Raw genomic sequence first — 19,798 nt, 5'->3', positions numbered from 1 at the left:
GGCTTTCCCTTGAGTGGCCGAAAAATCTACACTCCGACCACTATGCAGCAGGATCGTGAAGAACGATTACTTCAGCTTCACTCGAACAGATCGGGATTATCCGCCTCGATCTGCGGCAGGTCGGAGAGGATGCCGTTGAGATGTGCGCGCATGGCGGACGCCGCGGCATCCGCGTCGCGTCCGTCGATGGCGGTGATGATCGCCTCATGCTCGGCGATCAGCCGCATCATGGAATCGGGGTGGCGAAGCTGCAGATTGCAGACGCGGTCCATATGAGACTTGATGTCGGCTATTGCATTCCAGGCGAGGCTGCAGCCGGCGCCTTCGGCGATCGCGATATGAAACTGTTCGTCCTCGCGCCGGAATGCATTGTGGTCGTGTGCCTCCATGGCAGCGGTCTGCCGGGCAAGATTGGTGTCGATCCGCCGCCGCGTCCAAGTGTCGAAGCTATCGCTTGCGCGGCGGGCAACCGCGGTCTCCAGCGCCTCGCGCACGAAGCGCGCCTCCATCATCTGCCGCGCCGAAATCCGGACGACCACGGTGCCTCGATTGGGGCGCACATCGACCAGTCGTGATTTTCCGAGTGCGATCAGGGCCTCGCGCACCGGTTGGCGGGATACACCCATGCGGGTCGCGATCTCCTGCTCGGAAAGCCGCGTGCCGGGCGCCAGTTCCAGCCTGATGATCTGCTCGCGCAGGTCGCGTTCCACCTGTGCCGCAGCGGTTTCACCAGTCTCAATCTTCAAGGATTCGAGGTTCATGTCTTTAGTCGCCGTCATGCGTTGACATCCAATTTAAACCACCATACAGTACCATACAATTCAAACGCAACATAAATCCGGTGGTCCGAAACCGGGTAAAAAGGGAGGGCCGGCACGATGTGTCGGCTTGAAGGAAGCGTGCTGTCCAATTTCATTGCGCCTGATTCCAGTGATCCGCGGCTGAACATTAAATCCCGCTACCAGATGCTTGTCGATGGCAAGTCGGTGGATGCCGCTTCCGGTCGCACGATTGATCGCGTCAGCCCCGGTCACGCAGGCGTCGTGGTCGGTACCTGGCCGGAAGCCTCGGTCGACGATGTGCGGCTGGCGGTTGCCGCCGCCCGCCGTGCCTTCGACACAGGCCCGTGGCCGCGCATGTCGGGTGCTGAGCGTTCGCGCTTGATGTTCAAGGTGGCCGATCTGATCCTCAAGCATCAGGAAGAACTGGCGCTGGCCGAAAGCCTCGAAGTTGGCAAGCCGATCGCCCAGGCGCGTGGCGAGATCGGCTTCTGCGCCGACCTCTGGTCCTATGCCGCCGGTCAGGCGCGGGCGCTGGAAGGCCAGGCGCACAACAATATCGGCGACGATCGCCTCGGTCTGGTGCTGCGCGAAGCTGTCGGCGTCGTCGGCATCATCACGCCCTGGAATTTCCCCTTCATCATCGCCTCCGAGCGTGTGCCGTGGGCGATCGGGGCTGGCTGCACCGTTGTCCTCAAGCCATCCGAATTCACCTCGGGTACGTCGGTACGAATGGCGGAACTGGCGCGTGAGGCCGGCATTCCCAATGGCGTGTTCAACGTCGTCACCGGCTATGGCGATCCGGCCGGGCAGGTGCTCGCCGAGGACCCCGGCGTCGATATGGTTGCCTTTACCGGTTCGGTGCGTGTCGGCACCAAGCTTGGCGAGATCGCGGCGCGCAGCGTCAAGCGCGTTGGGCTGGAGCTCGGCGGCAAGGGCCCGCAGATCGTCTTTGCCGATGCAGACCTCGAGGCTGCAGCCGATGGTATCGCTTACGGCGTCTATCACAATGCCGGGCAGTGCTGCATTTCCGGCAGCCGGCTGCTGGTGCAAGAAGGTGTCCGCGACGCATTGATGGAGCGCGTGCTCGATATCTCGCGCAAGGTGACGTTCGGCGATCCGCTGAACGAGCGCACGAAAATCGGTGCGATGATTTCCGAGGCACATGCCACGAAGGTGCACTCATACGTCGAGGCGGGTCTCGCATCCGGCGCCAAGCTGCTCCTGGGTGGCGAAAGGGTTGGAAAGGACGCGGGCCTCTACTACGCCCCGACCGTATTCGCCGGCGTGACACCTGACATGTCGATCGCGAAGGAAGAGATTTTCGGGCCGGTTCTGTCGAGCTTGACCTTCAAGACCGCAGACGAGGCCGTCGCGCTCGCCAATGCCAGCGAGTTCGGCCTTTCCGCTTCGGTCTGGTCCACCAATCTCGAAAACGCCATGCAGAGCATCCGCCGCATTCGCGCCGGCCGCTGCTGGATCAACAGCGTCATCGACGGCACGCCGGAACTGCCGATCGGCGGTTACAAGAAAAGCGGCCTCGGCCGTGAACTCGGCCGCTATGGCTTCGATGAGTATTCCCAGTTCAAGGGCGTGCACGTGACGTTCGGGCGACCGGCGCCGTGGTTCGGCTAACAGGGAATTAGAAGGATAGGGCGTTTCCGTTTTTGGGAGAAGGCGGAACGTCTCAGAGGAAAATCTCGGCCGGCGTGATCTTTGGTCGGAGCCCGCCAGCCGAGACTTGGGTCTTTCGACCCGTATTGCACATCCAAAGGGAGGATACGCAAATGAAATTGACCAGGTTGAAAACCGCAGCACTTGCCGCGGGTATTGCCACGATGATGACATCTACGGCATTGGCCGCCGACGTCAAGGCAACGATGATCATCTATCTCGATCCGAGTGTCCAGTTCTTCAACCCCGTGGTGAAGGGCGCGAAAGACGCGGCGGCACAGTTCGGCGTCGATCTCGACGTGCAATATGCCAACAACGATCCGGTTCGCCAGAACGACCTGATCGAAAGCGCCACAGCAGCCGGCGTCGATGGCATTGCCGTCGCCATCTCGTCGTCGGATGCATTCGACGAAAGCATATGCGCGGCCGTGAAATCAGGCATCGTCGTCATCGGCTTCAACAATGACGACCTGGAAGGCGCCAAGGGCAATTGCCGTCAGGCCTATGTCGGTATGAACGAATTCTCCTCCGGCTACGAACTCGGCAACCGGATGATCAAGGAATTCGGCCTGAAGTCCGGCGACGTTGTCTTCAACCCGCGCGAAATCCCCGAGGCGAGCTTCGCGGTCGCGCGCGGCGGCGGCATCGAAAAGGCGATGAAGGAAAACGGCATCAAGGTCGAGACGGTTCGCGCCGGGCTTGATCCGGCCGAAGCGCAGAACATCATGGCGCAGTTCCTGATCGCCAACCCCAACGTCAAAGCCGTGTTCGGCACTGGCTCGGTCACTTCGACCGTCGGCGCGGGCGCCATCAAGGACGCAGGCGTGAAGGTCCCGTTCGGCGGCTTCGACCTCGCGGTCGAGATCGTCAACGCGGTCGAGTCAGGCGCGATGTTCGCGACCATGGACCAGCAGCCCTACCTGCAGGGTTATTACCCGATCGCCCAGATTGCGCTCTCCAAGAAGTACGGGCTGACCCCGACGGACGTCGACACCGGCCAGGGCGCCTTCCTCGACAAGTCGCGCATAAGCTCGGTCAAGCCGCTGATCGGCAGCTTCCGCTAACCGCGTTTCGTGGGAGCCTGCCGGCGATGCCGGCAGGTTCTCCGTCTCCAATCGATCGAGTACCAGACCATGACACCAATTCTCGAGACAAGTGCCGCGCCCCGGTCGCGGACACAGAAGCAACCGATTATCCGGCAGATCATGGCGATGCCGGCAGGCGCGATCTTCCTCGTCTTCATGACGCTGCAGATCGTCTGCATTGCAGGCGCCTTGCTCTATCCCGATCAGTTCCGCTACCTCTCGCCGCAAAACCTGACGATTCTGATGAAGGCCGTCCCGGTGCTCGGCTGCCTGGCGCTCGGCGCCGGCGTGCTGATGATCGCCGGCGAATACGACCTCTCTATCGGCTCCGTCTACACCTTCACCGCCATCCTGATGGCAAGCCTCGTCGGCGCCGGAATGAGCGCCTTCGTCGCCGCACCGCTCGGCATTCTCGCCGGCATCATGATCGGCTTGCTCAACGGCCACATCACGCTGCGCTTCGGGCTGCCGTCCTTCATCGTGACACTGGGTGGCCTGCTGTTCTGGCGCGGCGCGGTGCTGCTCTATAACGGCGCGGTCCAGGTCCGCTTCGATCCGGAACCGATCTTCACCAGCCTGTTCTCAGGCACGCTGCTCGGCATCAACGCCGCCTTCATCTGGATCGTCCTCTTCGTCGTCGGTTTCCACTACCTCGTCCACCGTCATCGCTTCGGCAACCATGTGTTCGCCACCGGCGGCAATCGGGGTGCTGCGGAAGCGATCGGCATCAACACCAACCGCGTCAAGCTGGTGGCCTTCGCGATCGCCGGCGGCATGGCGGCTGTGGCCGGCATCATTGCAACCGCGCGCGTCGGCAGCGTGCAGCCGGGGCAGGGGGCAGGACTGGAGCTCCAGGCGATCGCCGCCTGCGTCATCGGCGGACTGTCGCTTCGCGGCGGCCGAGGCTCGATCATCGGCATCTTCCTCGGCGTGCTGCTCATCCACACGATCACCGACGTGCTTCTGCTATTGCGCGCACCCGGCTTCTATCTCGACATGTTCATCGCGACGCTGATCGTGCTGGCCGCCATCTTCAACCATCTTATCGAGCGGCGAGGTCTTGCGTGATGACGGCCCCCAATCTTCTTGAACTGCACAACATCTCGAAAAGCTTCGGCGCGCTGACCGCGCTGCGCAATCTGAGCTTCCATATCGGCGAAGGCGAAGTGGTGGGACTGCTCGGCGACAACGGCGCCGGCAAGTCCACGACAGTCAACCTGATCTCCGGCATCCACAAGCCGACGGACGGCTATCTCAGCGTCGACGGCAAGAAAACGGCCTTCACCTGCCGGTCGGATTCCGCCGAGGCGGGTATCGAAACCATCTACCAGCATACGGCGCTGGTGGATTCGCTCTCGATCACCCGCAACATCTTCATGGGCCGCGAACTCACCGATCGCTTCGGCTTCCTTAGGCAGCGCGAAATGCGCGATATCGCGATGGATGTGCTGCAGAACGCCGTCCACATCTCTGGCATCGATAGCCCCGATACGCTGGTTGGCAATCTCTCCGGCGGCCAGAAACAGGCCGTCGCGATCGCCCGCGCGGTCTATTTCAAGAAGCGCGTGCTGCTTCTCGACGAGCCGACGTCGGCGCTGTCAGTGCGCGAGACCGAAGCACTGTTGAACCAGGTGCTGAAGCTCAAGGCGGAAAACGTCTCGAGCGTGCTGGTGACCCACAACATCTACCACGCCTATCAGGTCTGCGATCGCTTCGTGATCATGAGCCACGGCACCAAGGTGTTCGATGTCGACAAGGCGGACACGACGATCAACCAGCTGACCGAATATGTCGTGCTCACCTGATCCCACCCAACAGACAGAAGGGGCATAGCCCGTGACCATTTCAGTATCAGTACGCCAGGTCGTTGGACCGCAGGATGCCGCAAGGCGCGACACGCAGGGCCTGCGCGACGGCTTCGTGATCGAGGACCTGTTTCGCCCAGGCGAGGCCAATCTCACCTACAGCCATCTCGATCGCATGATCGTCGGCGGCATCATGCCGACTGCGAAGCCTCTTGAGATCGCAGCGATCGCCGAGACCGGCACGGAGCGCTTTCTCGACCGGCGCGAGGCCGCCGTTGTCAATATCGGCGCCGCAGGCACCATCAGCGTCGCGGGAAAGTCCTACGAACTCGGCTTCCAGGAGGCGCTTTATGTCGGGATGGGCGAGGGGGCTTTGAGCTTTGCTAGCCGCGACCAAGGCGAGCCGGCGCTCTTCTACTTCTTGAGCGCACCGGCGCATCGGACCTGCCCGACGGTGCATATCACCCGTGAAATGGCGAGGAAAGTGGTCGTGGGCTCGGCGGAGGAATCCAACGCCCGCACCATCAATCAATATGTGCATCCCGATGTCTGCGACAGCTGCCAATTGCTGGTGGGGCTGACGATGTTCGAACCGGGCTCGGTCTGGAACACCATGCCGGCGCATGTTCACGATCGCCGTATGGAGGTCTATCTCTACTTCGGCATGCAGGAAACGACGCGTATTTTCCATTTCATGGGAGAGCCCAGCGAAACGCGGCATGTCGTGCTGAAAAACCACGATGCGGTGCTGTCGCCCGGCTGGTCGATCCATTCCGGCGCCGGAACCGGTCGTTACGCCTTCATATGGGCGATGGCTGGCGATAACATGAGCTTCACCGACATGGACAAGGTGCCGATGGAAGACCTGCGATGAGCCTGTTCGATCTCACCGGCCGCTGTGCCATCGTCACCGGCGCCAATACCGGCATCGGCCAGGCTATCGCGGCTGGTCTTGCGCAAGCAGGCGCCGACATCGTCGGCGTCGGGCGCTCGGCGATGGACGAGACGGCGGATGCAGTCACATCGACGGGGCGCCGGTTCGTATCGCTCAAGGCGGACCTGTCCGATACCGGGGAGGCAAAGGCCGTTGTCGAACGCGCCCTTGCCGCCGGCGCCTCGCCCGATATCCTCGTCAACAATGCCGGCATCATCCGCCGCGCCGATGCACTGGAGTTCACGGAGGAGGATTGGGACGCGGTGCTCGACACCAACCTGAAATCCGTCTTCTTCCTTTGCCAGGCCTTCGCGAAGGCCGCAATCGCGCGGCCGGCGCCGGCGAAGATCATCAACATCGCCTCGCTGCTCTCCTTTCAGGGCGGCATCCGCATTCCGTCCTATACGGCTGCGAAGAGCGGGCTCGCCGGTATCACCAGGTTGATGGCGAACGAGTGGGCGTCGAAGGGCATCAATGTGAATGCCATCGCCCCCGGCTATGTCGAAACCAACAACACCGAGGCGCTTCGCGCCGATGCGGAGCGCAGCGCCGATATCCTGAAGCGCATCCCGGCCGCTCGCTGGGCCAAGGCCGAGGATATGGTGGGCACGGCGGTCTATCTGGCGTCGCGCGCTTCCGATTATGTTCATGGTACGGTGCTGCCGGTCGATGGCGGCTGGCTTGCCCGATAGGAGATTATGATGGCCGATCACTACACGCTTCCCGACGACATCACCTGGACGGAAGTCGCGCCCGGCAACAGGCGCGCCGTTCTCTCGCACCGCCCGGAAATGATGCTCGTCGCCTTCAGCTTCGATCCTGGCGCGATCGGCGCGCTGCATTCGCATCCGCATACGCAGGTGAGCTATGTCGCCGAGGGCGCCTTCGACGTGACAGTCGATGGCGTCACCACAAGACTCGATGCCGGCTCCAGCTTCATCGTTGCTCCAAACCTGGTGCACGGGGTCGTCGCGGTTGAGAAAGGACTGCTGATCGACACCTTCACACCGCGTCGGGATGATTTCCTGTAGGGAAAGAATTCCGGTCGGGTCTTAACCTGCAACCGGTTTTGGTAGGCGCAGTAATTTTGGTAGGCGCAGTAATTCTCCTCATCAGGGTGAGCGGCGAGTTGCATGGAAGGCCGCAAGGCTTGGCGCACCGAAACTTTGAAGCCGTTCTCTTCCTGGATGGTGATTGCAAATCAGCGGTCCGGGTATAGGCGTTGATCGCGCCAGCCATCTCCTTCGGCAACCCGTCAGCGAACAACATCTGCCCGATCACCGGTGCGTTGTGCTTGCTTGCAAGCGCGCCCTTATCGCGACCGCCACCCCTGGCCTCGATTGCGCAACGGTCTGCTTTCGGATGTAGTGCTGATGTCCTTCAAGCCGGGATAAGAAGAGCTCTGAAGCCTTCTTATCCCTTCGCGCGTTTCACAGATCGCGCGTATCAATGACAATGGCTCCGCGGACGCTTTCGCTCAATTGCTTTGTATCGCCCGACATGGCGACGCCAAGGAGATAAAGCATTCCTGCAAGGAGAATAACGAGAGCGAGAACGGAAGCATTCACCGCGAATGGGATAGTATCGGCTGCTTTCTTGCTGCTCATGATCTAAAGCTCCATCAGAATTTCCTCAACAAAACGAATGTGGTGGCCGCGACGTTCCTTGCCTCGGACTTTGGTCCGGGGCACCCCGGACTGAGGTCCGATTGCCGGAACGGGCAAGATTTCCGGCCGTTGTTTTGGCAGCGGTCAGGAAGGCCGTGAGGAAACGAAGGAGGAAAAAGATGCGCTACATGCTTATCGTAGGCGCGACCACTGCCGCGACCCTTATCTCGGGCGCGGCATTCGCCCAGTCGTCGACAGTGAACGGTGCTGCCGGTGGCGCCGTGACCGGAGCGATCGTCGGAGGCCCGGTGGGCGCCGCAGTGGGTGGCGTTACGGGTGCGATCGTCGGTACCGTCATTGATCCGCCGCCGCAGAAGGTTATCACCTACGTCCGTGAGGCTCCGGCTCCGCAGGCGCGTGTCGTGGTGAAAGAAAAGGTCGTTATCGGCCAGCCGCTACCGCAGACCGTCATTGTGACCCCGGTTCCGGAAAATCCAAAATACGCCTATGCGATCGTGAACGACGAACGCGTCATCGTCGAACCTTCGTCTCGCAAGGTCATCCAGATCATCAACTGATCCGGCGCGGGCGCGGCATATGTCGTGTCTGCTTTCCCACCCCAGCATTCATATCCCTTTGGAGAGCGCAATGCTTTACCAGGAGCAGAAACGCCGACGTTCGGCCGTGCCCTTCGTCACGATCACTTTTGCGATGGCTGCGATCGTCGTCGCTTTATTGGCACATCCAGACCCGCTGCGGCCCGAACACGGTAGAGTGTTCGTGCAGGTCGAGCATCAGGATGCACGGCCATGAAAGCGGTCGTTTCAATGGCGTTCGGCATTGCGAGCTCCGTCGGCGTCTGTACGGCTGCTGCCTCGATTGCTTCGGCAGTCATAAACTCTCAGCCGCACAACTTCGGAAGCCTTTCGGCCTCCGATCTCTGGACGACTGAGCCCGTCAGGATTGATCGAGGCAAACAGGATTACGAGCGCCTGCCGCCGGCTCTGTCCAGCTACGTCACCGACCCGCCAAAAGCAGCCAAAACGGCCGTGGTCGCTCGCCATATAACGCCGGCTGTGATCCGGCCGACTGCGGGGCTTTCGACCGACCATGTGGACTGGTGCTCACGTACCGCTCCTACGATCCCGTAACCAACCAATATCGGAGTTTCAGCGGCGTCGCCCGGTCATGTATGTCGCCCTATCAGCAACCGGAAATCTCTAACCCGACAACGGTTCGCGATAATGCTTCGATGGCAACCGGCGTCGACGCGGCCGCATGGTGCGCGGATCGCTATCAATCCTATCGGCCTGAAGACAATACGTATCAGCCCTTCGATGGTCCGCGCCGCTCTTGCACACGGCCGATCTGAATGTGACATGATCCTGTCGGATCAATGTCTGCCGCTGCGGACCTTTGCCATGATCCTCAGGCCTCCTGAAATTTGGACGGATCGTCGACGGCTCTTTCCGCCTGCTCGAGATTGTCCTCGAGGTCCGCCACCTTGACGGGGCGGGCCAGGCCGTTGGTCGCGGCACGGACAACGAAATCATCGTCATCTTCCCCTGGGCGCTTGGTGAGCGCATCGACGGCTGCGACCACGGCAGGGCTGAAGCCCTCGTGCTCAAGCCGATCCAAGCTCCAGCCGGAACCCTTTTCCACGACATCATGAAGAAACGCGACGATGCGTTGATCGTTCTCGGTGAGAGCGTCCGCCACGCGTTTGCAGTGTGCGAAATAAGGCTCGCCCGCCTTGTCTGTTTGTCCGGCATGCGCGGTGAAGGCGATTTTTGCAGCACGAAAGAGACCAGCGGAGGATCGATGGTCGTGTTCGTTGATGAATTCGCGTTGTGTCATCGTTCTTGTCCGCGCGGGGCCTCAGGCCGTTCCATTAAAGATGGATCAGAAGAGGGGCTCAGCAGCACTACCCGACAAAAGCTATAGCCCCTCTTCTTGTCCTCTGCTTCGAGGACAGTGTTTGTAATTAGGACCGCAGCCTCATCAAGGAAGTCGGACCATGGTCCGATGTAAGGCGATATCTCGCGCCGGTGCTCACTTCGGATCGCGGTCGAAGTCTTGGGAGAACGCCTCTGTGGCGGCTAGCAATGCAACGATCAGCAAGCAGCCAAAAGTTATGGCGCGCTGCCTCGGCATGATTTTTCCTTTGCAGCTTGGTGTTTGCAGTCAACATTGCCCAGCGCTCAAAGTTCCATGGTTTCTGCCTCTCGGGAGGCTCAAGTTCCGTGCTCGTACATGCTGAAGCGGACGACGTCGAAGTCCTCACGCATACGCCGATAAATCTTCTCTGTCGTCGTCACGGATCGGCTGCGCCAACGAAGGTCAAAGGCGAGTATCCTTCGGCCGTTGTCTGCAAGCCTGCTTGATGCAAACTGAACGTCGCAGCGATATTCGCCAAGCGGCCGATTGAGCTCTTCGGCCGAGAGGTCGCCATCAACAAGCAACTCGACCTTCGCCCGATGCCTCCGGGGCAGCCAGTCATCGAATGCCTTCATCGGAGACAAGAAGAAGAATGCGACGACAGTGCCGACGATGCCGATGCCGAGTTGCCCCCCGCCGAAGCAGAGGCCGATCGTTGTCATCGCCCATATTGTTGCGGCGGTCGTCACGCCCGTTACGAGATTGCCCCTGTGAAGAACCGTGCCGCCGCCGATAAAGCCGACGCCGGTCAGGACGCCAAGCGCGAAACGGAGGATGTCCATCCGGGCAAAGCCCGATTGGTCGTTACCGTCGACAATCAACAGCGCGTTTGCCTGAAGCATGGCCACGCACGCCGCCAGCCCCACCAGAACGGTCGTTCGGAAGCCTGCCGCGTGCCCGCCGCGCTCACGGTCGATGCCGATCAGCGATGCCGCTATCACCGTGAGAAATATGCGGATCAAGATATCGGTCCATGTGAGGTGTTCCGACATTCGGTTCAGCAGCACTTCCGAGACCCACATATCGACGTCCTTTCCACAGACCGAGGCGTGAACTGAGGATCTAGTGCGGTGGAAAGCCGACGCCGAGTACCAGCTCGGATTTCATGAGCGGAACCATTCACCTTCATTTCCGTTGTGGTCTTGTTAAAATTCGGAGACACGAAATGCTGTACTATGCTCTTGTTTTCCTGGTGGTCGCGCTGATCGCTGGCGTCCTTGGTTTCGGCGGTATCGCAGGTGCTTCGGCATCAATTGCCCAGGTCCTGTTCTTTGTCTTTCTGGTTCTTCTCGTCGTGTCGTTGGTCATGCGTGTCGCAAGGCGCTGAAATGCCCGGCATTCCACGTAACCTTTAAACGGGATGATAGATGGGTGGATCGACATGGTGACTGAGACCTCATCGGCCGGACGTGGATTCGATACCGAAGAAGAGCTGCAGGCTCATCTCGGTATCCTGGAAGCGGAAGCACCGTCGGAGTCCGCCGATACGGATGTAAGACCGCGTACGGTCCGAGATGTTCAGGAGGACATTGCGGTCGTTCGGGAAGAACTGGAGCATCTGCGAGCGCGGCTTTCAATCGTTGCGCAACAGGCGGAAACCGCGGTTAAGTCACGCGCTGAATGGGCAAATGCCAGTGCTCATGTCCAGTTGGGAGATTATCCATGGCTGAAGCTCGCCGGTGCCATGGCATCCGCATTCGTGGCGACACAGGTCGTCAAGAAGCTACCGCTCGGCTCGTTGGTGGCAGCCGCTCTCCCACTTGTTGCGACGTCGGTTCGACGGCGAATTGATAACTGAACCGAGTGGTGACGTGCGCAGATTAATTTCGATGACATTCTGGACGAAACGGGTCGGTCTGCCATCTTTAGGAGCATCATGCTCATCGAGCGGGAATTGAAGCCTCCGCTCGACATATTGACGCCGTGACGAACACTGACTTCATCGGCAGGTATCGCCCGCGAAAACGTTCAAGATCATCCGGATCCGTTCGCCAGCCATAGACGCGCTAGGAATTGGTATGTTCGAGAACGTACGGGCCGATCTGCGGGCCTACGAGGGCCAGTGGTGGTGCCAGGGATTCTGGGTGATGTTGGTCTATCGCTTCGGACGTTGGCGCTACGGCGTGCGCCCAGTGCTGCTGCGAAAGGCTTTCTCGCTCGTCTACAAGGTGCTTTTCAAACTGATCCAGATTCTCACCGGCATAGAGCTGCCCTGTGAGGCTACGGTCGGCCGCAATTTCATTATCGACCACTTCGGAGGCATCGTCATCAGCGGCTACGCGCGCTTCGGCGATAACTGCCGAATTCGAAACGGTGTCGTCGTCGGCCTGAAAAGCGTCGGCGAGCCGGGCGTTCCTGTTCTAGGCGACAATGTCGATATCGGCGCTGGCGCCAAGGTCCTTGGAGATATCCGTATCGGCAACAACGTGGTGATCGGCGCCAATGCCGTCGTCCTGACGGATGTGCCGGACGATTGCGTGGCTGTCGGCGTGCCGGCGACGATCAAGCAAAGGTATCCCGAGCCGCTGAACATAACAGCGCGTATTGCCGGCGGAGCCACTCCGCAGTTTGGCAACGGAGACCCTTCGGTGCCAGGCGGGAATCCCGATCAGGACGGCGGGATTATTTCCGGCCCAAACCGCCCTAGTGACCGGCAGTGACGCTTATTTCAGGGAAGTGAGAGTTGGTGAAAATCCCGGAAACCTAGAGCGATATGTACAAATGCTGGTGTAACAGCTTGATGTTATTTCAAATTATTCGAGGCTTTCGGCGCAGCCTCAGCTGGTGCGCGCCTTACGAAGTGCATCGGTGATTTCGCTGCGAGCTACGCCGATCAGTTGTTCCATGGCGTGACGGGCAGCATCGGGGCGGCGCATGCGAATGGCTTCCAGCACATCCTGATGCTTGAGGATTGCCTGCTCATGGGACTGGCTGGCGCGGTTCGTCAGCCGGAAGCTCGCCAGCAGCGCTGCGCGGATGGCGCTGGCGAACTGGCGATACACCCAGTTGCCGCTCGCATCGATGATCGCTGTGTGAAACTCGAGGTCGGCGCGGCTCCAGGCCTCGTTGTCGCGCGAGTTCGCTTCGACCATATCCTCGAAGGCCTTGGAAATTTGATAGAGCTGGCGCGCAGTGGCGTTTGCCGCGGCGTGGGCAGCGGCCGCCGGTTCCAGCAATTGGCGGGCGTCGATCAAAGAAGTGTAGAAGTTCTCATCGGCACCGTTCGACAAGAGGGCGTCGAGGACGAGCGGATCCAGATAGTTCCAGTTCTCGCGGGGAAGGACGGTTGTTCCCGCCCGCGTCCGCGAGCGCACCAAGCCAAGAGCGGACAGGTATTGCATTGCTTCGCGCAGGCTCGTGCGGCTAACGCCGAAACGTTCGGTAAGCTCGGCCTCGTTCGGCAAGGTCGAACCTTCGGCCATCTCGCCCGATACGATCTTGTCGACGAGATGATGCAAAAGCCCTTCACGCACGCTGCGTTTTCCGCGCGCAGCGATGGGGTCGCCATCTTCCGTCAACGTGCGTCCCGTCTTCACGACCGTCACCGTGTCCTCCCGATTCTATTGCAACCAAAATTCCCTGCTACGCATGTCTAGTCAACAGCGTAGCCGTGGTCAAATAAATACGATTTATTATTGTCTCGCCATCTGTAGGTATGCGCTTTTCAGCGCATGAAAGCTCCCACCGGACCGTATCCGCAAAATAAATCGTATTTATATTGACATTTGTATGATGCAGAATATGGTGTTGCCGTCGTGGAGAGGACGGCGGGTGAGCCTCGGTCTTCGTCGACGGTCAAGTTCTTTGGGAGGAAAAGGTGAACCTCATCAGACATGCCGCTTTTGCGGCGCTTACGGCTCTTGCTGCATCGGCCGCTGTTCCGGCTTTCGCGCAGGACAAGGACCTCAAGGTCGGCGCGATCTACATGGATGCGCAAGGCTTCTACGCCGGCGTCCGCAAGGGCATCCAGACCGGCGCGAACGACGCGGGCCGCAAGCTCGATGTCGTCGAGACGAACGCCCAGGGTGACGTCAGCAAGGAATCGTCCTTTATCGACTCGCTGATCTCGGCAGGGGTTCAGGCCATCATCGTGTCGCCGGTTTCGGCCGACGGTTCCTACCGTGCTATCCGCCGCGCACATGACGCCGGCATCCCGGTCGTGTGCTACAACACCTGCCTCAACGATGCCGACATGAAGGAATACATTTCCGCCTATGCCGTCGGAGACCCCTATGACTTCGGTCATAAGCTCGGCGACGCCGCAGCGGAATATTTCATTGCCGAGAAGAAGGATGCGCCGAAGATTGCAGTTCTCAACTGCGAATTCGTCGAGGTCTGCGTCACGCGCCGCAAGGGCTTCGAAGAAGCGCTGAAAGCAAAGGTTCCCGGCGCCCAGATCGTCGCCAACCAGGAAGGCGCCATCCTCGACAAGGCCATCTCCGTGGCAAGCACGATGCTTTCCTCCAACCCTGATATCGATGCCTTCTTCGGTGAGGCCGGTGGTGCAACACTCGGCGCAGCCCGCGCGGTGAAGAGCCAGGGCAAGGCCGGCAAGGTCGTCGTCTTCGGCGGTGACATGACGACCGAGATCGCTCAGGAACTGGCCGACTTCAGCGTTATCAAGGCGGTTGTCGACATTTCCGGCCAGGGGCTCGGCAAGCTTGCACTCGCTCAGGCGATCAAGTCGATCGACGGAAAGCCGCCTGAAGGCATCAAGGTTGCTTACGACATCGATCTCTACAAGTCGTCTGAAGACGGCAAGGCCTGGCTCAAGGCTCATGCCGACGGTATTCCGTGAGACCCCGACCATAAATGCTTGAACGGAGAGGTCGCCGGAACCCCGGCGACATCTTCCATTCGAGAGGATGATGATGACCCAAGTTTCCATGGCCAATCCTGCTCCTTCACGCGTCGTGGCGTCGCTCAGAGGATGCACGCGCAGATATCCGGGTGTGCTTGCACTCGATAACGCGACCTTCGAAGTCTCCGCCGGTGAGGTGAGGGCGCTCCTCGGCAAGAACGGTGCGGGCAAGTCGACCCTCATCCGAATGCTGACAGGCGCGGAGATTCCGGACAGCGGAACCGTCGAAATCGACGGTCAACCACTGACCCATTCCGCCTCCGGTCGCGCGCAGGAGTCCTTCGATAAGGGCGTCCGCGTCGTCTATCAGGAACTTAGCCTCGTTCCTGGCATGACGCTGGCCGAAAACCTATTCCTCGGGCGGTGGCCGCGCAAGGGCGGGGTCATCCAGTACGATAAAATGGAAGAAGAGGCTGCGGAGGCCATGGGGCGCCTCGGTCTCAACCTGCCGCCGAACCGTCTGGTGGCGGGTCTCAGCCCGGCCGAACGGCAGCTTCTCGAGATCGCCCGCGTTCTCGTCGGCAAGCCGAAGATGGTCATTCTCGACGAGCCAACGAGTTCGCTTGCCGCCGCGGAAGCGGAGAAGGTGATGGCCGCCGTGACGCGCATCGCGTCTGAGGGCATCGCGGTCATCTACGTCAGCCACAGGATGAACGAGATCCGCCAGATCGCGCATTCGGCCACCGTCATGCGCGACGGACGCATCATCGATACGGTCGACGTCAAGGGTGCGGATACCCGTGAAATCGTCCGACTGATGCTTGGATCGGAAGCGGCGCAGAACGCCGTTCTTGAAGACAAGAGCCGTTCGAAAGTGGTGCTGGAGGTCAACAGCCTGGCGCTCGCCCCGAAGCTCTCCTCCATCTCCTTTTCTCTTCGTGAAGGGGAAGTGCTCGGCATAGCCGGCCTGCTCGGCTCGGGCCGGACGGAACTGTTGCAGGCCATCATGGGAGTGCGCTCATTCGACGGCGGCGATGTTCTTGTCGATGGCCGGTCGGTTCGCACCGCGGGCTACAAGCAGATGGTTCGCAAGGGTTTCGGATATACGCCTGAGAGCCGCAAGGAAGAGGGTATCGTGCCCCTTCTCGGTGTCGACGAGAACACGCTTGCGACCAATTTCTCCGGCGTTACCAAGGGTGGCATCCTGTCGTCCAGTCTGATGGCGGAGGCGACGCGCAAGATAATCGACCGGCTTCACATCAAGACCGCCTGCACCGATACGCCGATCGGCACTCTTTCGGGCGGCAATCAGCAGAAAGTCGTCATCGGCCGCTGGGTTTACGCCAATAGCCGCGTGCTTCTCCTGGATGAGCCAACCCGCGGTGTCGACGTCGAGGCGAAGGCGCAGATATACGCGATCATTCGCCAGCTTGCCGCCGAAGGCCGCAGCGTCATCTTCGTTTCCAGCGAAATCGAGGAACTTCCTCTCGTCTGCGATCGCGTTCTCGTCCTGCGGGACGGATCGCTTCAGGAGGAGTTCAAATCACCTAACATAGATCAGGATTCCGTCATGGCAGCCTGCATTACCGGACATTGAGGGAGGCATCAGATGTCACTCAATCAGGCGGTCAAGCCGTCCTCTTCCAACAATAGCAACAAGTCGACCTTCAACCTGTCGCAGCATATGAACGAGCTCAGCCTGTTCGTTGCGATCGTTGTTCTCTACGTCGTCTTCACGTCGACCGCGAACGGCTTCCTGTCGTTCAACAACCAGATCAACATCCTGCGCGACGCTGCCACGATCGGGATCGCCGCTTGGGCTGCGACCCTGATCATCATCTCCGGCGAGATCGATGTGAGCGTTGGGCCGATGGTCGCCTTCATCTCGGTCGTACTGTCCTTCTTCCTGCAATGGGGCGTGCCGACGCCGCTTGCCTTTGCCCTTGCGATCGTCGTCGGTGCGCTGCTTGGCACGATCCCCGGCATCCTGCGGGCCTACTTCGATGTTCCGTCCTTCGTCGGAACGCTCGGCCTATGGAGCGCGCTCCGCGGTACTGCACTTTTCGTGACCGACGCCCTGCCGGTTTCGATCGGACGTAACGACATGCTGGACGCGCTCGATCGCTCGGTCCTCGGCGTGCCGCCGGCAGCAATCATCATGCTCGTTCTCTTTGCCGTGTTCGCCTTCGTCAGCCGCAAGACCGCTTTCGGCCGCTCGGTCTTTGCGGTTGGAGGCAATGCTCATGCAGCGTTCCTGAGCGGCATCCCCGTGGCGAAGATCCGCGTCGGCCTCTTCGCGATCGCCGGTGCAATGGCCGCGATCTCGGGCATCCTGCTGGTCTCGCGTCTCGGCTCGGGGAATGCGACGGCTGCAACCGGTCTCGAATTCGATGTCATCGCGGCAGTCGTGGTCGGTGGAACCTCGCTCTCCGGCGGTCGGGGATCGATGCTCGGGACGCTGCTTGGCGTGCTCGTCATCACGCTGATCGGTAACGGGCTGGTGTTGCTCGGCATCAATCCGTTCTTCCAGCAGGTCGTGCGCGGTCTCATCATCGTCATTGCGGTGCTCGCCAACATCCAGGCGATCAAGCGCAGCATGTCTCGCAACAAGGATCGATAGGTCGATGACGGTGATCGATCTCACTGCCGGGCCGCTTAGCGCTCGTGTTTCGACGAAAGGCGGCCTCGTCCTCGGTTTCTGGCGGGAGGCTGATGGTGAGCGGATACCGCTGCTGCGCCCAGCACCGTCAGATGATGTGGATGCCTTGTCCTCTTCCTGCTACCCGCTGGTGCCCTTCGGTAACCGGGTCAAGGATAATCACTTCCTCTTCGAGGGCGTGGACTATCGCCTGTCACCGAACACCGAATGGGATCGCCACTATCTTCACGGTGAGGGGTGGCACTCGGAATGGGACGTGGTGAAGCAAACCGACAGCTCGGTGGAACTGAGCTTCAGCCATGAGGGTGGTCCTACTCCCTATCGTTACAGTACGATCCAGCGCTTCACACTTACCGACGATCACCTCGAGCTTTCGCTTACCGTTGAGAATCGCGGGGGGAAGGCGCTGCCATTCGGCCTCGGCTGGCATCCCTACTTCCCGATGACGCCCGAGACGACACTATTCGCTCCGGCGCGGAAATTCTGGACGGAAGTCGAGGGCTGGTTGCCGGGGGAGAGAACCGATATTCCCGCCGATCTTGACTTCGGTTCGCCAAGCCCGCTTCCTCATCGCTGGGTCAACAACGGCTTCGAGGACTGGTCCGGCGAGGCGATTATCACCTGGCCGGAACGGGATACGGAAGTTCATCTGGTGGCTGACGCGCTTTTCAAGCACGCCTTCGTGTTCGTTTCGGATACCGTCTTCGATCCCTCGTTCAAGCGGGATTATTTCTGCTTCGAGCCGATGTCGCATCTGGCCAACGGGCACAATATGCCGGATCTCGGTGACCTCAGGGTTCTTCGACCGGGCGAAGACCTATCGGGTCGCATATGCCTACGCCCGCGGAGCATTTCCAATCAGGTCAGCGGAGACCAGTGAATGTCTGCAACAAGCGGATTTGATTACATTATTGTTGGCGGCGGCAGCTCGGCCTGCGTCGTGGCTGCCGAGCTTGTGACGCGTGGAAAAGCCCGCGTGCTGTTGCTCGAGCGCGGGCCCGCCAAGGCGAACCCCATCATGCATTACCCCGCGGGCTACATGAAGTTCCTGGCCAAGGACACGTATCTCACGATGCATCAGACCGCGCCGCAGCCGCAACTGAACGGCCGTGGGCCGATCGTGCCGCAGGGCAAGGTGCTCGGCGGCGGCAGCACGGTCAATGCCATGGTGTATATGCGCGGCCAGGCGGCCGATTTCGATCGCTGGAACAAGGCGATCACCGGGCCCGGTTCAAACAATGATGGCGCCTGGTCCTACCGGGATATGCTTCCCCACTTCAAGGAGCAGGAAGACAACGATCACCTCGGCGGCGAATATCACGGGGTCGGCGGGCCGCTGAAAATCTCCCACCTCGGGCATACCAGCCCGATGACCCGCACCTATGTGAAGACGCTGCAGGGCATGGGCATCCCCTATAACCCCGATTTCAACGGCGCCAGCCAGTTTGGTGTCGGCTTCATGCAACATACCATCGACTGGAAGACCAACCGCCGCTGCAGCGCGGTGGACGCTTTCCTCTCTCCCGTGATGGACAATCCGCTGCTAACGATCGAAACCGGCGCAACGGTCACCGCGCTTCGGATGGAAGGCGATCGGGCGGTTGGCGTCGACTACGTCGTCAATGGCAGCCGGAAATCAGCAACGGCCGGTGCGGAAGTCATCATCGCCGCCGGTGCCTATCAGACACCGAAGCTGTTGATGCTGTCTGGAATTGGCCCCGAAGACGAGCTTTCCAGACATGGCATTGGTGTGAAGGTCGTACTTCCAGGCGTCGGTCGGAACCTGCAGGATCACTACGAGTGCCCGGTCGTTGCGACGACCAAGGGGTCGTTTGGCTATTATGGACAGGACCGCGGTTGGCCGATGCTGAAAGCCGGGCTGCAATATCTTCTGTTCAAGACCGGACCCGTATCGACGACAGGCGTCGAGACCTGTGCCTTCTTCGATCCGGAGGGCAACAACGACGAACCGACGATCCAGATGTTCTGCGTGCCGACGGTCTATCTCGACCGCGACGTCATGGGTACGGACCCTGGCGATGGCGTCACCATAAACTCGCTGTTGCTGCGGCCGAAGGCGCGCGGATCCGTGACCCTGGCGTCAAAGGATCCTTTTGAAAACCCGATCGTCGATACGCAGATTTTCGCTCATCCCGGTGATCTGAAGACGACCATGGCCGGTTTCCGCTTCGCCCGGACGGTGCTGGCGGCGGCGCCAATGCGGAATTTGATCGAAAAGGAAATCTTCCCTGGTGCCGATGTCACCAGCGACGAGGCGATCGCCGATCACTGCCGGCGCACCGTCAAGACCGGCTACCACCCTGTCGGCACCTGCAAGATGGGTCATGACGGTGACCCGGAAGCTGTTCTCGACAGCCACCTCAAGGTACGCGGCACGCGTGGCCTCAGAGTGGTTGACGCCTCCCTTATGCCGACCATTGTCAGCGGCAACACCAATGCCGCCGTTCTCGCCGCTGCCGCCAAGGCGGCCGACCTCATTCTCGCATGATCGGACC

The 19,798-nt window shown here is 60.4% G+C and carries 24 protein-coding genes; 19 read left to right on the top strand and 5 right to left on the bottom strand.

Annotated elements, in window-relative coordinates; translation table 11 throughout:
• Nucleotides 1-77: 77 nt before the first annotated feature.
• The gene (locus ASE04_RS14875; RefSeq protein ID WP_056818506.1) at nucleotides 78-779 is read right to left on the bottom strand and encodes a GntR family transcriptional regulator; all 702 of its coding nucleotides are present in this window, start codon (nucleotides 777-779) and stop codon (nucleotides 78-80) included.
• 120 nt (nucleotides 780-899) lie between these two features.
• Here ASE04_RS14875 and ASE04_RS14870 point away from each other — a divergent pair, with 120 nt between their 5' ends.
• The 7 genes from ASE04_RS14870 to ASE04_RS14840 all read left to right on the top strand — a co-directional run bounded on the left by ASE04_RS14870 (nucleotide 900) and on the right by ASE04_RS14840 (nucleotide 7,308).
• Entirely contained in the window at nucleotides 900-2,414 is a 1,515-nt protein-coding gene (locus ASE04_RS14870) for an aldehyde dehydrogenase family protein (protein WP_056819099.1), read from the top strand.
• A gap of 152 nt (nucleotides 2,415-2,566) precedes the next feature.
• Entirely contained in the window at nucleotides 2,567-3,517 is a 951-nt protein-coding gene (locus ASE04_RS14865) for a sugar ABC transporter substrate-binding protein (RefSeq protein WP_056818504.1), read from the top strand.
• A gap of 69 nt (nucleotides 3,518-3,586) precedes the next feature.
• Nucleotides 3,587-4,606 carry an ABC transporter permease gene (locus tag ASE04_RS14860; protein ID WP_200960729.1) on the top strand — a complete coding sequence of 340 codons (1,020 nt, stop codon included), beginning with the start codon at nucleotides 3,587-3,589 and terminating at the stop codon, nucleotides 4,604-4,606.
• On the top strand, nucleotides 4,606-5,343 hold the full coding sequence (locus ASE04_RS14855; protein WP_056818499.1) for an ATP-binding cassette domain-containing protein: 738 nt from the start codon (nucleotides 4,606-4,608) through the stop codon (nucleotides 5,341-5,343). The genes ASE04_RS14860 and ASE04_RS14855 overlap by 1 nt, the downstream gene beginning before the upstream one ends.
• 31 nt (nucleotides 5,344-5,374) lie before the next feature.
• Entirely contained in the window at nucleotides 5,375-6,217 is an 843-nt protein-coding gene (kduI, locus tag ASE04_RS14850) for a 5-dehydro-4-deoxy-D-glucuronate isomerase (RefSeq protein ID WP_056818496.1), read from the top strand.
• Nucleotides 6,214-6,969 carry a 2-dehydro-3-deoxy-D-gluconate 5-dehydrogenase KduD gene (gene kduD, locus ASE04_RS14845; protein ID WP_056818495.1) on the top strand — a complete coding sequence of 252 codons (756 nt, stop codon included), beginning with the start codon at nucleotides 6,214-6,216 and terminating at the stop codon, nucleotides 6,967-6,969. Before kduI ends, kduD begins: the two co-directional genes overlap by 4 nt.
• 6 nt (nucleotides 6,970-6,975) lie before the next feature.
• Complete coding sequence (locus ASE04_RS14840) at nucleotides 6,976-7,308, top strand: cupin domain-containing protein (RefSeq protein WP_056818493.1); 333 nt, start codon at nucleotides 6,976-6,978, stop codon at nucleotides 7,306-7,308.
• Nucleotides 7,309-7,707: 399 nt separating this feature from the next.
• Here ASE04_RS14840 and ASE04_RS31215 read toward each other — a convergent pair whose 3' ends face one another.
• Nucleotides 7,708-7,884 carry a hypothetical protein gene (locus ASE04_RS31215; RefSeq protein ID WP_200960728.1) on the bottom strand — a complete coding sequence of 59 codons (177 nt, stop codon included), beginning with the start codon at nucleotides 7,882-7,884 and terminating at the stop codon, nucleotides 7,708-7,710.
• 179 nt (nucleotides 7,885-8,063) lie between these two features.
• Between ASE04_RS31215 and ASE04_RS14835 the strand changes: the two genes are divergently transcribed.
• From ASE04_RS14835 to ASE04_RS32225, 4 genes are all read left to right on the top strand, one after another.
• The gene (locus ASE04_RS14835) at nucleotides 8,064-8,462 is read left to right on the top strand and encodes a DUF1236 domain-containing protein (protein WP_056818491.1); all 399 of its coding nucleotides are present in this window, start codon (nucleotides 8,064-8,066) and stop codon (nucleotides 8,460-8,462) included.
• A gap of 70 nt (nucleotides 8,463-8,532) precedes the next feature.
• Nucleotides 8,533-8,697 carry a hypothetical protein gene (locus ASE04_RS30725; RefSeq protein WP_156408799.1) on the top strand — a complete coding sequence of 55 codons (165 nt, stop codon included), beginning with the start codon at nucleotides 8,533-8,535 and terminating at the stop codon, nucleotides 8,695-8,697.
• Complete coding sequence (locus ASE04_RS32055; RefSeq protein WP_338012493.1) at nucleotides 8,694-9,035, top strand: hypothetical protein; 342 nt, start codon at nucleotides 8,694-8,696, stop codon at nucleotides 9,033-9,035. The genes ASE04_RS30725 and ASE04_RS32055 overlap by 4 nt, the downstream gene beginning before the upstream one ends.
• 41 nt (nucleotides 9,036-9,076) lie before the next feature.
• Nucleotides 9,077-9,256, top strand: a complete 180-nt coding sequence (locus ASE04_RS32225; RefSeq protein ID WP_443216869.1) for a BA14K family protein — start codon at nucleotides 9,077-9,079, stop codon at nucleotides 9,254-9,256.
• Nucleotides 9,257-9,312: 56 nt separating this feature from the next.
• On the opposite strand, the gene ASE04_RS14825 is transcribed toward ASE04_RS32225, so the two are convergent.
• Both ASE04_RS14825 and ASE04_RS14820 read right to left on the bottom strand, forming a co-directional pair.
• Nucleotides 9,313-9,741, bottom strand: a complete 429-nt coding sequence (locus tag ASE04_RS14825; protein ID WP_056818489.1) for an HD domain-containing protein — start codon at nucleotides 9,739-9,741, stop codon at nucleotides 9,313-9,315.
• A gap of 377 nt (nucleotides 9,742-10,118) precedes the next feature.
• Nucleotides 10,119-10,844, bottom strand: a complete 726-nt coding sequence (locus ASE04_RS14820) for an MgtC/SapB family protein (protein WP_244490412.1) — start codon at nucleotides 10,842-10,844, stop codon at nucleotides 10,119-10,121.
• Nucleotides 10,845-10,987: 143 nt separating this feature from the next.
• Between ASE04_RS14820 and ASE04_RS30095 the strand changes: the two genes are divergently transcribed.
• The 3 genes from ASE04_RS30095 to ASE04_RS14810 all read left to right on the top strand — a co-directional run bounded on the left by ASE04_RS30095 (nucleotide 10,988) and on the right by ASE04_RS14810 (nucleotide 12,482).
• Nucleotides 10,988-11,149 carry a DUF1328 domain-containing protein gene (locus tag ASE04_RS30095; protein ID WP_082597354.1) on the top strand — a complete coding sequence of 54 codons (162 nt, stop codon included), beginning with the start codon at nucleotides 10,988-10,990 and terminating at the stop codon, nucleotides 11,147-11,149.
• A gap of 54 nt (nucleotides 11,150-11,203) precedes the next feature.
• On the top strand, nucleotides 11,204-11,620 hold the full coding sequence (locus tag ASE04_RS14815) for a hypothetical protein (protein WP_056819095.1): 417 nt from the start codon (nucleotides 11,204-11,206) through the stop codon (nucleotides 11,618-11,620).
• Nucleotides 11,621-11,840: 220 nt separating this feature from the next.
• Nucleotides 11,841-12,482, top strand: coding sequence for a serine O-acetyltransferase (locus ASE04_RS14810; protein ID WP_082597353.1), 642 nt, complete (start codon nucleotides 11,841-11,843; stop codon nucleotides 12,480-12,482).
• Between the two features lie 117 nt (nucleotides 12,483-12,599).
• On the opposite strand, the gene ASE04_RS14805 is transcribed toward ASE04_RS14810, so the two are convergent.
• The gene (locus tag ASE04_RS14805) at nucleotides 12,600-13,367 is read right to left on the bottom strand and encodes a FadR/GntR family transcriptional regulator (protein WP_056818487.1); all 768 of its coding nucleotides are present in this window, start codon (nucleotides 13,365-13,367) and stop codon (nucleotides 12,600-12,602) included.
• Nucleotides 13,368-13,639: 272 nt separating this feature from the next.
• On the opposite strand from ASE04_RS14805, the gene ASE04_RS14800 reads away from it, so the two are divergent.
• The 5 genes from ASE04_RS14800 to ASE04_RS14780 all read left to right on the top strand — a co-directional run bounded on the left by ASE04_RS14800 (nucleotide 13,640) and on the right by ASE04_RS14780 (nucleotide 19,791).
• Nucleotides 13,640-14,620 (top strand): substrate-binding domain-containing protein, encoded by a 981-nt coding sequence (locus ASE04_RS14800; RefSeq protein WP_056818485.1) that lies wholly within the window; start codon nucleotides 13,640-13,642, stop codon nucleotides 14,618-14,620.
• Nucleotides 14,621-14,693: 73 nt separating this feature from the next.
• Nucleotides 14,694-16,220 carry a sugar ABC transporter ATP-binding protein gene (locus ASE04_RS14795; RefSeq protein ID WP_056819094.1) on the top strand — a complete coding sequence of 509 codons (1,527 nt, stop codon included), beginning with the start codon at nucleotides 14,694-14,696 and terminating at the stop codon, nucleotides 16,218-16,220.
• Nucleotides 16,221-16,232: 12 nt separating this feature from the next.
• Nucleotides 16,233-17,243 carry an ABC transporter permease gene (locus ASE04_RS14790; protein WP_056818483.1) on the top strand — a complete coding sequence of 337 codons (1,011 nt, stop codon included), beginning with the start codon at nucleotides 16,233-16,235 and terminating at the stop codon, nucleotides 17,241-17,243.
• A 4-nt stretch (nucleotides 17,244-17,247) separates the two neighbouring features.
• Nucleotides 17,248-18,162 (top strand): aldose 1-epimerase, encoded by a 915-nt coding sequence (locus tag ASE04_RS14785; RefSeq protein ID WP_056818482.1) that lies wholly within the window; start codon nucleotides 17,248-17,250, stop codon nucleotides 18,160-18,162.
• Complete coding sequence (locus ASE04_RS14780; RefSeq protein ID WP_056818480.1) at nucleotides 18,163-19,791, top strand: GMC family oxidoreductase; 1,629 nt, start codon at nucleotides 18,163-18,165, stop codon at nucleotides 19,789-19,791.
• The last annotated feature ends 7 nt before the right edge of the window (nucleotides 19,792-19,798 follow it).

Origin of the sequence: Rhizobium sp. Root708 (assembly GCF_001429725.1) — a bacterium.
GTDB lineage: Bacteria > Pseudomonadota > Alphaproteobacteria > Rhizobiales > Rhizobiaceae > Rhizobium.
The sequence above is the reverse complement of the archived record's forward strand: the minus strand, read 5'-3'. Positions and strand labels throughout refer to the sequence as shown.